12 protein-coding genes are annotated in these 15,201 nt (G+C 51.5%); 4 read left to right on the top strand and 8 right to left on the bottom strand.

Features of this window, described 5'->3' with window-relative positions; all coding sequences use genetic code 11:
- Position 1: 1 nt before the first annotated feature.
- The 3 genes from QMX86_RS01765 to QMX86_RS01755 form a co-directional block, all read right to left on the bottom strand.
- Positions 2-1,783, bottom strand: coding sequence for a hypothetical protein (locus QMX86_RS01765; RefSeq protein ID WP_282382593.1), 1,782 nt, complete (start codon positions 1,781-1,783; stop codon positions 2-4).
- A 343-nt stretch (positions 1,784-2,126) separates the two neighbouring features.
- A complete protein-coding gene (locus QMX86_RS01760) occupies positions 2,127-2,519 on the bottom strand; it encodes a hypothetical protein (RefSeq protein WP_282382591.1) in 393 nt (130 codons plus the stop codon).
- A 132-nt stretch (positions 2,520-2,651) separates the two neighbouring features.
- A complete protein-coding gene (locus QMX86_RS01755; protein ID WP_282382589.1) occupies positions 2,652-3,029 on the bottom strand; it encodes a nucleoside 2-deoxyribosyltransferase in 378 nt (125 codons plus the stop codon).
- 402 nt (positions 3,030-3,431) lie between these two features.
- On the opposite strand from QMX86_RS01755, the gene QMX86_RS01750 reads away from it, so the two are divergent.
- From QMX86_RS01750 to QMX86_RS01735, 4 genes are all read left to right on the top strand, one after another.
- The gene (locus QMX86_RS01750; RefSeq protein WP_282382586.1) at positions 3,432-4,289 is read left to right on the top strand and encodes a TnsA endonuclease N-terminal domain-containing protein; all 858 of its coding nucleotides are present in this window, start codon (positions 3,432-3,434) and stop codon (positions 4,287-4,289) included.
- Complete coding sequence (locus QMX86_RS01745) at positions 4,286-5,215, top strand: hypothetical protein (RefSeq protein ID WP_282382584.1); 930 nt, start codon at positions 4,286-4,288, stop codon at positions 5,213-5,215. Before QMX86_RS01750 ends, QMX86_RS01745 begins: the two co-directional genes overlap by 4 nt.
- A gap of 375 nt (positions 5,216-5,590) precedes the next feature.
- Positions 5,591-5,893: a hypothetical protein gene (locus QMX86_RS01740; RefSeq protein ID WP_282382581.1), complete on the top strand. Its 303-nt coding sequence runs from the start codon at positions 5,591-5,593 to the stop codon at positions 5,891-5,893.
- Positions 5,894-6,605: 712 nt separating this feature from the next.
- Positions 6,606-7,931, top strand: coding sequence for an OprD family porin (locus tag QMX86_RS01735; protein ID WP_282382579.1), 1,326 nt, complete (start codon positions 6,606-6,608; stop codon positions 7,929-7,931).
- 377 nt (positions 7,932-8,308) lie between these two features.
- Here QMX86_RS01735 and QMX86_RS01730 read toward each other — a convergent pair whose 3' ends face one another.
- From QMX86_RS01730 to QMX86_RS01710, 5 genes are all read right to left on the bottom strand, one after another.
- The gene (locus QMX86_RS01730) at positions 8,309-8,641 is read right to left on the bottom strand and encodes a DUF2790 domain-containing protein (RefSeq protein WP_017341680.1); all 333 of its coding nucleotides are present in this window, start codon (positions 8,639-8,641) and stop codon (positions 8,309-8,311) included.
- A gap of 141 nt (positions 8,642-8,782) precedes the next feature.
- Complete coding sequence (locus QMX86_RS01725; RefSeq protein ID WP_017341679.1) at positions 8,783-8,980, bottom strand: co-regulatory protein PtrA N-terminal domain-containing protein; 198 nt, start codon at positions 8,978-8,980, stop codon at positions 8,783-8,785.
- 143 nt (positions 8,981-9,123) lie between these two features.
- On the bottom strand, positions 9,124-12,291 hold the full coding sequence (locus QMX86_RS01720; protein ID WP_149418970.1) for a CusA/CzcA family heavy metal efflux RND transporter: 3,168 nt from the start codon (positions 12,289-12,291) through the stop codon (positions 9,124-9,126).
- 26 nt (positions 12,292-12,317) lie between these two features.
- Positions 12,318-13,547: an efflux RND transporter periplasmic adaptor subunit gene (locus tag QMX86_RS01715; RefSeq protein ID WP_149415262.1), complete on the bottom strand. Its 1,230-nt coding sequence runs from the start codon at positions 13,545-13,547 to the stop codon at positions 12,318-12,320.
- A gap of 88 nt (positions 13,548-13,635) precedes the next feature.
- Entirely contained in the window at positions 13,636-14,865 is a 1,230-nt protein-coding gene (locus tag QMX86_RS01710) for a TolC family protein (protein ID WP_031319198.1), read from the bottom strand.
- Positions 14,866-15,201: the final 336 nt, after the last annotated feature.

Below are 15,201 nucleotides of genomic sequence, written 5' to 3'. Positions count from 1 at the left end.
GTTATCTGATATAAATGTCCAAGTGGTAGAAGGCATAGAATAACGTTGTTCCGACGTCCGGGTGGTGGCGGAAAATATTTCGTCGATGCTTAAAGCCTGTTTTCAAGTTCCGAAAATTACCGTTGGTAAATCGTATTTCGGAGCAGATTCTGGAGATCTCGACCAAGGCTTCGGCTTCATTATTGATTTCTATCAGTAGCCCTGAAATCTTTTCTTCACCGTACACGGTTCCCTGCCGAACTTTCTTGCGCTGCAATTCAAATAGATAGAACGTGCGGCGACCAACCACGGCGCGTACGACCAATATTCCTCGTCGACGGATGGCATTTTCTTTGTAAGACAACCATGTTCGATTGATATCTTTAGGGGCTTCAGATTGTGCAAAGGGCGCGAGCGCTAGCATTCTAAAATCTGCACTCTCTACGAAACCTTGGCGTTCTGACAGCCAAGCCAAGCTTGAAAACCACTTTAGCTCTTTCAAGTCTTGAAGCCCGTCCCATACTTCTTGGACTGCACCTCCATTCCCCAGCACGCGCTTGGCGACCGCGGTGATTTTGCTGACGTCTTTGTTGTAACCCTGTGGGTCTCCAGTGGAGAGCATTTTGGTTGCTTGCGACGGGATCAGACTGACGTTTTTCTTAACTAGCGAACGCTCTTCAAATGACACGGTGTGAGGGCATTCTTGATCTAGGATTTCAAACACCGGGTCTGGCTTTGACCAGCGAGCAGATCCTTGATCCGGCTCCAGAAGGTCGGTGACTGCAAATGGATCCGTCGGCTTTGATGCGTCAACCTTGACCCTGATCGTGTCAATCAGGGTTTCATCCTGCTCGGTGTCCTCCTTGGAATATTTGACCCGTCTTATCTCGTAGGGATGATCCTGCGGCTGACTCATTCCGGTGATTTCGTAGCACAGAAATGTATTGCCATTGTTGATCCAGCGACCACGCACTTTCAGTTTTGCAGGGCCTTGGAACCAGGGTTTGACTCGAAGGCTCGTCTCTTTCATGCGCTTGCCGTGTGCATTGTCCAGCTTTGCGTAAATCCATTTTGCAGCATTTGCTGTGTATTCGTCGTACAGAGCGTACGCCAGAAATAACCCATCGTCGTTGGGTACATCGGGCTTTGGTTGCACGAGCCAAGTGTGGGGATCTTTCGTGGTGTCGGCATACAGACGCTCAAGCACCTCGGGCCACGGGTACGTTGTCAGTATCCTGGCCATATCGGAAGTGCTGCCATAACAGCGGTACAAAAATTCGATGCAGGGAACCAGCAGGTTTTTTTTGTCCGATAAGGGGAAGCTGAGAAACTCGGTCAGTACCTTGTCCGTTGGCTGGCTTCTAAGCGGATAGTCGGTCCTAAAATATGAGACGGGTTGATGATTGCCTTGGATGCTGAGGTAAGACCATTTGCCGTGGGTGAAATCCACGGAAAATATAAGGTCATCGCCCAGGTCGGTTTCAGCAATGCATTTTCCTCCTTCCCAAATCGTCCCCAAACGAAAGCTTCCCAGACGACTTACGCCAATTCGTGCTTCTGTCACGCCTGCAGGCTCATCGTTACGATCTAGAAACCGAAAAATGACGTCCACGTACGGAATGCTTTCGGCGTCGAAGTTTTTTCTGACGCGCTCGTAAGACCAAACCACCACTGTGCCGTTGTGGATGTGCTTGATGGCCTCTCCGTCATTCGTAGTGCATAGATTGTTGCGGGGTGGGACTCGCTTAATTCGTTGGAACAATTCGCAACTCCGAATATGCAGGGCTTCAAGCTCGTCGCGCATCTGGATAGTGGCTTTACGAGACTTCAGTCACTGGGGGGATGGCTATGAGACTGGTACGGGCTTGCCCTATCTCGGATGATCAAAAGGTCGTACCTCCGGCCCTTGAGTTAGCAGCTCCTCCAATCGTCGTGTTCCGAGAGTGGTCGTAGGTACGAACAACATAATTTGACACAACCCCTCGCGTAAATCGGGGCCCGTAGAATGATTAGGGGTAAAGACGACAGCAATCTAGATTGACACAGCTTGGCTGCGCTACAAATACAGGACCCGTCTGGTCACAACATAGTTTGACATGAGCAACCAGAGTAAGCAGTGATGAAGGGGGAGCTCACAACTGCGGTCTTCAGCACAAGCTCAGTGCGATGTCTAAATTTGTGCGTAACCTACGGCCGGTTCCCATAAGCACATAAACCGTATTTTTCGTTTCAAATAAGCAGGTGTGGGTGAAGGAAACCCCAAGCGTTGTTCTGACCCAATCACCACGTTGGAAGCGGCCTTTGCTGTCTTGGATAACGGTCAAAGCGTAAACCAGAGCAGGGATAAACCCTCTATCGGTGATCGCCTTCTGCTGAGGCGGTGTAACGTCGAGATCCAATATTGCCCATTCAGCAACAAGACAGTAAGCACGGGAAGGAAAACGCAGACTGGCGAATGCCACAGCATCTGGGGTGGCGAGTTGGCACCCGCCTATTTCCTCACCCGCAGAAAGCACTGAAATAAACCCTGCCAAATTCATTCGTTCCTCCAGTCGATCAAAATACGACTCGAACGGGAAGCTGGCCATAATTCAGGGTGAACGCCACATCCGGGCGTTTCCACCAGGCGAGCGTAAGAGAGTCCATACCGCCAGACAGCAATAATCCCGTCTTCATAGCTCCACCGCTTCCCAGACCGTCTGATAGATTGCGCTGACGTAATCATCAATGATGCGACAATCGGAGCCTTCCATCATTTTGACGTCCTGTTTGGATTCGTTTTCAGCATAGAAAACCACGGGCTTGTTCAGTGCCCTCGCGTAGCCGATCTCATAGATCGTGCCCGAGTCGAGGCCATCACCGATCGCAAACAAAACGTCGCAATCACGCACGCCTTCCAGATCCTTTTCCACTACGTCCTCGGCGGAGCCGACACCGACGTCGTGATAGGGGGAAAACACATTCAGCCCCATTGAGAGCAAGTCTCTTCGGGCCTGTCCTACCATCCACAACTCTGCGAGCGTAAAGAACGGGCCTGCCAGATAGACCATCGGTGAGTACCCATTACGGTACCGTTCCGATGGTTGTAGCGGCTCTGGATTGAAGCTGGCGAGTAAGGCGGGATCGGCAAACCCCTGATTTTCGCAGTAGAAGGCCGTTGCAATGGAGGCATTCGCTGCAGCTTCGTGTGCCGAAAGTGGTTTCTAACAATAAAGATTGACACAAAACAATAAAGATTGACACGACGCAACATAGATTGACACAAGGCCGAAACCCCCGTATTTACGGGGGTTTCCATTTCTGGGCTGAGCCATCGGTCTAGATTCTCCGCTTCGTTTCGCTCTGGGAGTAGGCTAAATAGCGCTGTGCCATCGGCAGATAGCGGACGGTTTTTTCCTATAACTATTTTTCAGGGCGAGGAGAGGCGGTCCCGGCGGACGGAGGAGGTAGCATTGCGCGGTCGTAGGTTTTCGTCAGAGATAGATATTCAGCGGCACATTACGAATGGATTCGGTAGCGGAGCTGGTGCCAGTTATCTGCCGTGGCTGCGCGTCCAAGATGTGCCTTCCAGAGGACGCTCCCACAAGATCCAAGGCGTGAAGATCGATCGCCTCCATCACCTCTTTTCTGACCTAGAACGCGCCTATTTTTTGGTATGTGAATTTTCGGAAAATGTTGTGGATATACGCGAGCAGTATCCATTGCTGCCGCGAGAAAGTGCTCAAGCAATCGCTAGCTCTATCGGAGTGCGATACCCCAAGTATCCGAAGACAGTGCTTCCTTACGTTATGACCACGGATTTTTTATTAACAATAAAAAAGTCCGATGGCAGCTTTAAATCCGTAGCTCGAACAATCAAATACCGCAGCGACCTCGAAGGCAAACAAGCCAGGAGAACGTTGGAAAAACTTGAGATCGAAAAACGTTTCTGGGCTGGTCAACACGTCGATTGGGCCATTGTCACTGAAGAAATGTTCAGTCCCGATTTGATCAAGAATTTAGGCTTGCTCAGGAAGTTTGCTCAGCTGCCGCGCGCCTTGGCTGAGCCCTCATTACATTCAGATTTTCTGGAGCACTTAACTATCTGCCGTCCGTACCCGTGGAGTACGGCTGAAAGTCTGCGAAAGATTGCCGCACGTTTATTTATCTCCTATCAAGATTCTCGGGCTTTATATCATCACCTGATATGGGCCAAGTCGATCAAGGTAGATTTGGTTGGTACTCCCATTCAAATGACTGCACCACTACCAACCTTTGAAATTATCGAAAGCCCAATAAAAATTTCACTGGCGGCGGAGGGCTTATCATGAAAGTCCAAGTCAATGATATTTTTGAACCGGTCACTGAGTTTTCCGTCGTGCCTGGCATCGTTAGGGTCAAAGACAGCAGTCCAGATGGTTATAACCTGTTTTTTGCCTTGCCTCCTGATGGGGCTAAGCCTCCGAGAACTTTTCTGTTGCCTACCCAGGTTGACGTCAAGGTTCTTGACTATGAGCTCAACCACCTGAGCTTGTTGGAAGAAATACTCAATCGAAAAAACGAAAACAAGGCGCACCTCTCCGAACGAAAATTGATGATTCGGATGGCGGTGGCGAGCGTCATCGAGAAGTTTGAGACCGAGCCGAATCTGTTCTTGGTGATCGTGCGGGAGTGGCGGGAGATCCTCGCCACGTACCGTGCGAATCTGCAAACCTACGTCTATAGCTTCTCGTTTGAGCGGGCCCGGCGCGAGGTGGCCCAGGCTGAAATCGACTATGGCACTAAGCTTAGTGGGGTACTGGGCGACATCGCGGGCAAGATGCTTGCCCTGCCGATATCGTTAGCGGGTCTGGTCGTGCTGGAGAAAACAACCTCAAAATTCGAAGGTTTTATTCTTGTCCTTGGGCTAGCAGTGGTCTCTGTGGTTCTGCTTGCGATCCTGCACAATCAAATGCTGCAAACAGAGCGCCTGCTACACAGTTTCAATGTCATCTTCGATGATTTTAAGGACAAGATAAAAACCTATCCCCCAAAACTTCAGGGCTTGCTCAGGATCACCATCGACCAGGTCGACAAGCAGGGCCGAACGCTAACCAGGACCTTTCGCTTGCTGAAGGGGCTGTCCTTGCTGCCAATCGTCGGGGCATTGCTGCTGGCCGCGATAAAATACTGGGATGGTTTCGTATGGCTATTGATGACCATCCTGTCGATCGTGTTTTCCGCGCTCAACGTAGCCCCGAACTTTCTCAGCCCGTAAAGGCTTTGCCTCATTTCTATGGGAAATTTTAAGGTGAAATAGGATTAGTAAGTTCAAACTGTTGAATAATGATCCACGCTGCCTACAATTGATCGAGGAAAAAATTTATGCTCGCAACAAACAGATGGCAGCTGAGCACGCAGCATCCTCAACGGAGCTGGAGCGTGCGGCGGTTTTCATAAAGGCTGCGCTTTGCAGGAAATCTGGCTTATCCCTCGGCCACGTCGTTTTCAATCGCTCAGTGATAAACGTTAAGAGATGAAAACCCACCATTTGAAACTCCTGAGGCCATCACAGTTGGCGGTCAGCAGGAGCTTGCCACGTAGTCTACGTAATGAAGGTCCCGCGTCTTACATTAGCGACGAGAAATCCCAGATGAGCGTTGAACTGAATGAGGAGGATATGCGCTTGGCGCTATTCGGCTCCCCAAAACAATCCGACCCCGTAGTACTCGCAAAGCCGCAGCCGAGTCCAACGTCCCGACTAAACTCTAAACCGCTATCACCGAAGCTGAGGGTGACACTGCACGTTACCAAGGACTTCGAAGGCGACGTGAGCGTGTTCATTTATGATGCGAACACGCTGAGTACTCTTATCGCGGAACAAGAGGCTAAAAAAGAAGCTAAAAAAAAGAAATTCAAATATTTCGATGTGGTCTCGGTCAAACCCATCCAGTAACTATCGTGTCGTTAAAGAGCGTGCTTCATTGCACTGCTCTTGCTCCCTATGCAATACCACTGACCAGCCAGTTGTTTTCTTGCAGACATTCGTTTGCATGTAACTTGACCAGTATGCGCCGTAATAGGGACTGGTTGATAAAGTCCAAAAGCAACAACTCCAGCAGTATTAAAAAATACTCGGTTTTTTGAACAAGCGGATGGGGAACTCCACAACACTACATCCGGAATATTTCCGCTATCGCTATCCAATTTTGGTTAGCGGCGACCGCCTTCCGGGTACAGCTATTACCGCACCCCAACTTGACCGCGGTCACTGCTTGAATCATATAAAGCTGTGTGATGGTCAGATTGGTCAGGTGAGCCAAAAATCTAAACGATCTCGGTTCGACTTCACTGTGACGATGCATCGAGAACTGATTTCAGCTCCTGAGCATGCGCACTTTCAGGTGTGGATTCGTGCTGCTGGTTAAGAGAATTCCTGAGAAAAGCCCTAGTAAAGGTAGAGCCACCCATCGGTTGGGGGCATGCCGCAAAAGTTAATTTTGAAAAAACAGGCGAACATTACAGAATTGTAATTTTTCAATCATCTCCCCGTTATCTTCAAATTGCAACGATACAAGTCGGCGACGATACGGGAGCAGAAACTGCTCCCGTAAACAATAATTCCAGCCGAAGAGCTTTCTAGTTCTGCCGAACCTAAGGAGTGATTAATGGATAACAATACGAAATTTTCGATGGCCGCTTTGGCGTTGGTTGTCAGTTCTGGGCCTTCTATAGTGTTTGCGGAGGAAAAGACTGGGGGGTTTATCGAAGACAGCAGCCTTACCGTGCTCAATCGAAATTTCTACTTCAATCGTGATCATCGTAACGGTCAATCAAGCCCCACGGGCAATGGCTACTCCGAAGCTTGGTCGCATGCGATTATCAGTAAGTTCGAATCCGGGTTTACCCAAGGCACTGTAGGCGTGGGCGTCGACGCTTTCGCGATGATCGGTTTGAAGCTTGATACGGGTGACGGTCGTAACGGCGGTCGTAGTTCATTCGATGTGCTACCTGTCAATGGCGACGGCGAAGCTCGAGATGAATACACGAAAGTCGGTGGCGCGGCAAAAGTTCGCGCTTTTGACACTGTGGTGAAAGTAGGTGATGTATTTCCCGCCAACCCTGTCGTGGCTTCTGGCGACTCAAGGCTTTTACCGGAAAGTTTCCGTGGTGTGACCGCTACCAATACCAGCATCGAAGGGCTGACAGTTCAGGGTGGTCGCCTGCATGCTATGAGTCAACCAGTCTCCAGCAATATGCGCGACAACTTCGCAACCTTCTATGCAGGCCCAGTTAACTCACCTTGGGTCGGCTATTTTGGTGGCGACTACAATGTGAATAAGAATATTATCGTTAGTCTTTACTCCAGTCGTCTCAAAGACGCCTGGAATCAATACTATGCTGGCACCGGGTTGAACTACTCCTTGTCTGATGAGCTTTCCGTATTCGGCGGTGTGAATTACTACAAGGCCGTTGACGAAGGGAAAAAACTGCTGGGCGAGTTCGACAACAATATTTGGAGCGCTAAGGTTGGCGTGAAGTATGGCGCACACTCACTTGCACTTTCTCACCAGCGAAATAATGGTAACGACGACTTCGACTATCTACGTCAGTCGGATTCCATCTTTCTCGACAACTCAATCCAGTACAGCGACTTCAACTCGCCAAAAGAACGTTCATGGATGGTGCGTTACGACCTCGACATGAGCTCGTATGGTGTACCTGGCTTGTCGTTTATGACACGTTATGGTCGTGGCACCGACGCCGACTACTCCAACGCCAACGCCACATACATGCGGCGCGATGCGGATGGAAACCCATTGACCGATCAGAAACGTTGGGAGCGCGACATCGAAGTAAAATACGTCGTTCAGACAGGCTCCTTGAAAGATATGTCCTTCCGCTTGCGACAAATGAACACCCGTGCAACCGCGTTTGAGTCTGATTTGGATGAAGTCCGTGTGATCGTTGAGTACCCACTAGCGATTCTGTAATACCTGAACGGGATAATTCGTTCTTCACGAATATCCCGTTTTCGCTAGAAAGATTTCAAAAATGTAATTTTTCAATCATCTTCATGTTAACTTGAATTGCTTATAGTGAGTGGGAGTTAATAGGAATCTAGCTAGCGCATCTGGTTGGAGTCCTATAGACAAGTAGCTAGTATGTGAAAATCTGAAACTCATCGCTGTTCAGTTAAAAGCTCCAAGCTCACCTTTAGAAGCTCCTTTGGAAAAAGGTGAATTTTTAAGACGTCCCTCGGGGCGTCTTTTTTATGCCCGTTAAAACACGAGCATATAAAAAACGCCCGATACCTCTAAGTATTGAGGTTAATCGAGCGTTATAAATCCCTCTGACAGCAGCATAGCTGCTAGCCGCCTCGTTTACGACACTCTCCAGCCACAGTGTACCTAATTGTATTTAGCTGTCCTTTTGAATCTTCATAGGTCATTGCGGCGGGCACCACTGCGCAGACTTTTGCAGGCCGCACCACACTGATAACCTTCACAACATCCACCTTCATCCCATACTCGTATTCTTTCGACACAGGGGCGCTTTTCCCCTGGCTAATTGCATACTGCTCCATGGCTTTAGCATTCGCCACCATCATCTTTTCAAAGGCTTTGTCTCCTCCCCCTTCCGCCAGTACGAGAGAGGATAACGTCAGAGCTCCAGCGAAAGTAATAATACTCATGAACTTCATATTTAGTACCTCATATATTAACTTTTACAAGGATATCAATTCGAACATTGCGATGGCGTGGCGGCTAGGTTACGAATGTGTAATAAAGCCGTAAAAAAACCGCCGCCGGAAACCGGAAGCGGTTTTTTATACGCAGTACTACTACATTTTACCTGTCTCATCTTTAGCATCACTTGAAACCACGGGAACGCTCTTCCCTTCTCTAGCAACATATGCCTCCATTGCCACATCTCGCGCCGCCATCATTTTTTCGAAGGTTCTGTCCCCCCCACCTTCGGCTAAAGCAACTGAAGAAAGGATTAAAGCACCCGCAAGAGCGCAGATTTGAGCAATTTTCATACTGACACCTCATATAGTTAACGCTAGTAGGTTATCAATTCGAACCTATCAACACGGTGGCGCCAAGATTACAGATTCGTTATGTAGCTCACATAAAAAAGCCCACTATCGAATCTCGATAGTGGGCTTTTAAAACTAAAGAATTATACGGCTTCTATTTTATCGTCTTCGGCTTCTTCCTCGTCTCGGCGGTGCGCCCATTGATAAAGCGCAGGCAATATCAGCAGGGTCAACGCAGTTGAGGATAGGATGCCCCCGATCACCACGGTAGCCAGGGGTCTCTGGACCTCTGCCCCCGTTCCGGTGGCCAGTGCCATCGGAATAAAGCCAAGAGAGGCCACCAGAGCTGTCATCAACACTGGGCGCAACCGGGTAAGAGCCCCTTCATTGATTGCGGAACTCAACGAATGTCCTTCCTCCCGAAGATTGCGGATGAACGCAATCATCACCAGACCATTCAGCACCGCCACGCCCGACAACGCGATGAAACCAACACCTGCCGAAATCGACAGCGGGATGTCTCGGAGCCATAAAGCCATGACTCCCCCCGTCAACGCGAATGGAATACCGGTGAACACCAATAGGCCATCCTTGAGGTTGTTGAACATCATGAACAAGAGTGCGAACACCAAGAGCAGGGCCACCGGGACTACAATCTGTAGTCGCTTGGCAGCGGATTGGAGCTGCTCGAACTGTCCTCCCCAGTTGGTCCAGTAACCGGCCGGGATCTGCACTTCTTTATCAATGGCGCTACTGGCCTCCTGTACAAATGAGCCGATATCACGCCCACGCACGTTGGCGCTGACGATCACCAGACGTTTGCCGTTTTCACGACTGACCTGGTTAGGTCCCAACACTAGATCGAGGCTAGCCACCTCTGAAAGAGCAATAAACCCGATCTGATCGGCATTGGTGTTAAGCAGCGCCGGTACCGGGATTAGCAGTGTGGACAATCCCTCGAGATCCTTACGCATGGCGTCGGATAAACGCACCACCATGTCGAATCGGCGGTCTCCCTCATACATCGTACCGGCTTGACGACCACCGACCGCCACCGCAATGGTGTCTTGTACGTCGCCAACGTTCAGTCCGTAACGGGCGGCTTTGTCACGGTCGATGTTGATGGTCAGTACCGGCAGTCCCGACGTTTGCTCGACTTTGACCTCGGAGGCACCATTGATCTTCTGCATGGACGCGGCAATTTTTGCAGCGGTGCTGTTAAGCACCGCCATGTCATCACCGAAGACCTTGACCGCCACATCACTGCGCACGCCTGAAATCAGCTCGTTAAAACGCAATTGAATAGGCTGAGAAAGCTCATAGTTGCTTCCGGGCATTCCGGCTGTAGCTTTTTGGATATCAGCTACCAACGCCTCTCTGGATTTATTCGGATCAGGCCATTGATTCTTCGGCTTGAGCATCACGTAGCTGTCAGAGATGTTTGGTGGCATTGGGTCTGAGGCAATTTCTGCTGTACCAGTACGAGCAAACATCCGCTTGACCTCCGGTACCTTTGCTAACACAAGTCTTTCCAGACGTTGCTGCATTTCTACCGATTGCGTCAGGCTGGTACCTGGTACACGCAGTGCTTGCAACGCGAAATCCCCTTCACTGAGGCTCGGCACAAACTCGCTGCCCATTCGACTGGCGACCACACCGCACACCGCGATAACGGCTAGTGCTATGGCGAATGCCATTGATCGATGGCCCATGACCCATTCTAGCGCTGGCGCATACACCCGACGGGCGCCACGCATGATGATGTTCTCTTCTTCCTTGACCTTACCGGTGACGAACATCGCAATCGCCGCCGGGACAAAGGTCACCGACAACAGCATCGCGCCGAGCAAGGCAATCACCACAGTAAACGCCATCGGGTGAAACATTTTTCCTTCGACGCCGGTGAGGGCAAAAATCGGTAGGTACACGACCATGATGATCAACTGGCCGAAAATCAGCGGTCGGCGTGCTTCCTTGGCCGCCGCGAACACTTCGTGAAAGCGTTCGGAGCGGGTGAGGATGCGTCCGTGGTGTTGCTGTGCATGGGCCAGACGACGGATGGCGTTTTCGACAATGACCACCGCGCCATCAACGATGATGCCAAAGTCCAACGCTCCGAGGCTCATCAGGTTGGCGCTGACCTTGTTGGTAAACATGCCAGTGAATGTGAATAGCATCGCGAGCGGGATCACCATGGCAGTAATCAGAGCCGCGCGAATGTTGCCAAGGAACAGGAACAGAATCGCGATCACCAGGATCGCACCTTCAATCAAGTTCTTCTTAACGGTGGCAATTGCCTTGTCCACCAAATTGGTACGGTCATAGACGGTGACTGCCACCACCCCTTTTGGCAGTGAGCGGTTGATTTGCTCAAGCTTGCTAGCAACGGCTTGGGCCACGGTGCGGCTATTCTCACCGATCAGCATGAACACTGTGCCGAGCACCACTTCACGACCGTTTTCGGTCGCTGCCCCCGTGCGCAATTCACGGCCGATGTCCACGGTTGCGACGTTCTTGACACGGATGGGCGTACCGTCGACGTTGGCCATGACGATATTGGCGATATCTTCGGTGGTCGCTACTTGGCCAGGTGCGCGAATCAGTAACTGTTCGCCACTGTGCTCGATGTAACCGGCACCGACGTTGGCGTTGTTGCGCTCCAGCGCTGTAACAAGGTCAGTCAGCGTAAGCTTGTAAGCCGCCAAGCGTTTTGGATCGGGCGCAATCTGGTACTCCTTGGCGAACCCGCCAATGGTATTGATTTCGGCGACCCCGGGAACATTGCGCAGCTGAGGCTTGATGATCCAGTCTTGGATCACCCTCAGGTCGGTCGGCGTATAGGGACTGCCGTCCTCCTTGACGGCACCTTCTTCAGCCTCGACCGTCCACAGGAAAATTTCACCCAGACCGGTTGAGATCGGCCCCATGACGGCTTCCACCCCCTCGGGTAGTTGCTCCTTGGCCACCTGCAACCGTTCGTTGACCAATTGTCGGGCGAAGAACAGGTCAGTGCCTTCCTTGAAGATCACTGTGACTTGCGACAAACCCGAGCGTGACAGCGAGCGAGTTTGTTCTAGAGCCGGCAAACCAGCCATTGCAGTTTCGATGGGAAACGTGATGCGCTGCTCGGTTTCCAGTGGTGAAAAACCTGCTGCCCCTGTGTTGATTTGCACCTGGACGTTGGTGATATCGGGAACGGCGTCGATCGGCAGCTTCTGGTAGCTGGCTATACCGAGGCCGGCCATGAGGAGAACCGCGAGCAGCACGATGATGCGCTGCTCGATGGCAAATTGGATCAGGCGTTCGAACATGAGAACCTTCTCGTGGAAGTGGCGGATCAGTGGGCGTGTTCAGCCGAGGCTTTACCCAGTTCTGATTTCAGAATGAAACTGCCGGCAGCGGCGACTTGAACACCGGGCTCCAGGCCCTCCGTGATCTCGACCAGACCCGCCGAACGGCCACCTGTCTCCACTGGCTGAGCTTTAAACCCGTCGTCCGTTCGAACGAAAACAGTTTGCTTGTCCTCGACCGTCTGGATAGCCGCTTCTGGTACTGCGACCTTTGTTTGCCGAGTATCAGTGTCAACCTGCACGGTCACGAATAGCCCGGGACGCCATGCACCTTGTGGATTGGCCAAGGTCACGCGGACCGTGGCGGTACGAGTTTGCTCGCCCAACAAACTGCCGACATAGGCCACGGTTCCAGTGACTTCGGCATTCAGTTCCGACGCACTGACCGTGACCGACTTGCCCACCAGTACCTTGTTTAAATCCTTTGGCGAGACACCAAAGGTCACCCACACACGCGACAAGTCGGAGAGGGTGAAGGCATTAGTGGTTTCGCTGACAACCTCACCGAGGCCCAAGTGTTTCTCAACGACAACCCCGTCAAACGGCGCACGCAATTCATATCGGTTACCCCCGCTGGTGACCGAGCTGCCACTGAGTACGCTGATTTTTTGTCGAGCATTGCTGAGGGCGATTTCGGCTTCTTGCAAAGCCTGGCGGGCTTGCAGGAAATCCTGTTCGGCAGAGATTTTGTCCTGCCATAACTGTCGCTCTCGCTCGTAGGTAGTACGGGCCAACTCAAGACGACGTTGCGCCGCGGCTTGTTCACTACGCTGATCAGAAATTTGTTGGCTGGCGATCACGGCCAGCAACTGGCCTTTTTTCACCGGTTGACCAAGATTGACATGGACCGACTCGACGACACCGGGTACACGGGGCACCACATGCGCAGTGCGGTCTTCATCAAAACGGATTTCTCCAGGAAAGGGCAATGAAAGGCTAATACTCTGCGCCTTGGCTTCGACCAACTGGATGCCGGCTGAGCTGATCTGCTCTTCGCTCAGAGTCAAGTGACCTTCTTCCGCTTCGCCTTCGGCGTGTTCGCCCTCGGCCGATTTTTTGCCAGTAGTTTCATCGCCGTGATCGTCATGGCCTTTGCCCTCCTGAGCCTGAGCCTGAGCCTCGGCTGAGGGCACCGATGGGCTGCCCATCCACAACGAGCCGATGCCTATACCCACCGTCAAGGTCAGTGCAGTGACGAGAATTAGTTTTTTATCCATGGAAACTCCCTGCGCAGCCCAGTCGGCAGTCACGGATTACCGTGGTATTGCGATGCTGAGCAACGGTAAAAAAAGCGTTATATGAAATTCACGGAGTGCGAGTGAGAAGGGCGACATCTCCGAAAATTCGCTCGATGCGCACCCAGGCGTCTGTCGCCTCGGCGATAGCCTGGATGTATTGCGTGCGGGCGCTAATCAAGGTGCGCTGAGCATCGAGTACGTCGAGGAAGTTAAACTTGCCCATTTCGAAACCTCGGGTAGCGGTGTCGACGGCACTTTTCGCGGCAGGCAGGATGGTTTGATTGAACGACGCGACTTCAGTGTTAGCCGTCATCCACTGATCCAGGGTGGTCTGGATTTCTGTGCGCAGGCGTAACTCACTGGCGTTACGAAGGTCGCGGGCTTGATCGGTACGGCGGGCAGCGGCTAGTACGTTGCCCTGGTTACGGTTAAACAATGGGATGGGCATAGACAGCCCCACGACATTCACCCGCTCGCGCTCGCGCTCGTCGTATTGGCTCCCGATACTCACGGTGAGGTCGGGAATTCGCTGAGCCTTCTCCAGGCCAAGGGAGGCTTCCCGCTGATCTATTTGCAGTTTTGCCAATCGTAGTTCCGCGGTTTCACCTATGCGATTAAGCAGCAGTGACGAATCCGGTACGGTTGGCATCGACCGGCCTGGATCACCCACAGACACGAATGCAGGCAAAGGCGCGCCCATGACCTGAGCGAGTCGCTGGTAGGCACTGGCCTCATCCCGCTCAGCCCGCCTCAGCTCCAGACGCACTTCTGATAGCTGAACCTCTGCGCGAGTACCTTCAACGGGTGAGGATTTACCACTCTTGATGCGACCTTGAGCTACACGCAAACCGCGCTCGGCGAGCTCAAGTGATTGACGTGATAACAGCAGCCTTTGCTGAGCCGTCGAGGAGCTGTAAAACGCCTGAATGACATCGGCACGCAGAACATTGCGTTTGCGGTCCAATTCAATACCGGCCGCGTCTTGAGCTCGACTGGCCACCTCGATCCTAGCCCCGCGCTTACCGCCAAGCTCGATCGGCTGGTTGATCATTACCGTCGTAGTGCGCGAGTTTCGCCGAGTATCTTCAGCCTCCCAGGAAACCTCAGGGTTAGGGATCAACCCTGCCTGCTGTCGCTCTCCCTGAGCAATACCAGTCTCCCATTGAGCGGCCGCCAGATCAGGGTTATTGGCAAAAGCGGTTTCAAGCGCCTGATCCATTGTGAGCATTTGAGCGGTCGCCGCAAACAAAGGACTAGTCAAAAGCGCAAGGATCGAAATGAGACCTGCTCTTAGCATGGTCTTATGCGTGATTGGGTGAGCAATAAACTTTCTACACCGAAGTAATTCCATCATTCCTTAAAACCTTTAAAACAAAAAGAATTTCCCATGAGGCAAATGTAATTCTCCGCACCTATCAACAAGGTGACTGAAAAATTACAAATACGTTATCCAGCGGAAAAACCTCAATTAATGCATTAGGATGAAGTCAACAAGTGCTCGCGCCAAGAAACAACCCGAAACAAAAAAATGGGAGCCGAACCTAGTACTTTAGGAGGTCAAGGAAACATGACGAACCTTGCAAAGCTTTAAAAAGACCATATTGCGAAGAAAATTAAAGATGTAGCCAGAATC

The sequence above is a fragment of the Pseudomonas sp. PS01270 genome, from assembly GCF_029959775.1.
Classification (GTDB): domain Bacteria; phylum Pseudomonadota; class Gammaproteobacteria; order Pseudomonadales; family Pseudomonadaceae; genus Aquipseudomonas; species Aquipseudomonas atacamensis.
This window is presented reverse-complemented; position numbering and strand designations above follow the sequence as displayed.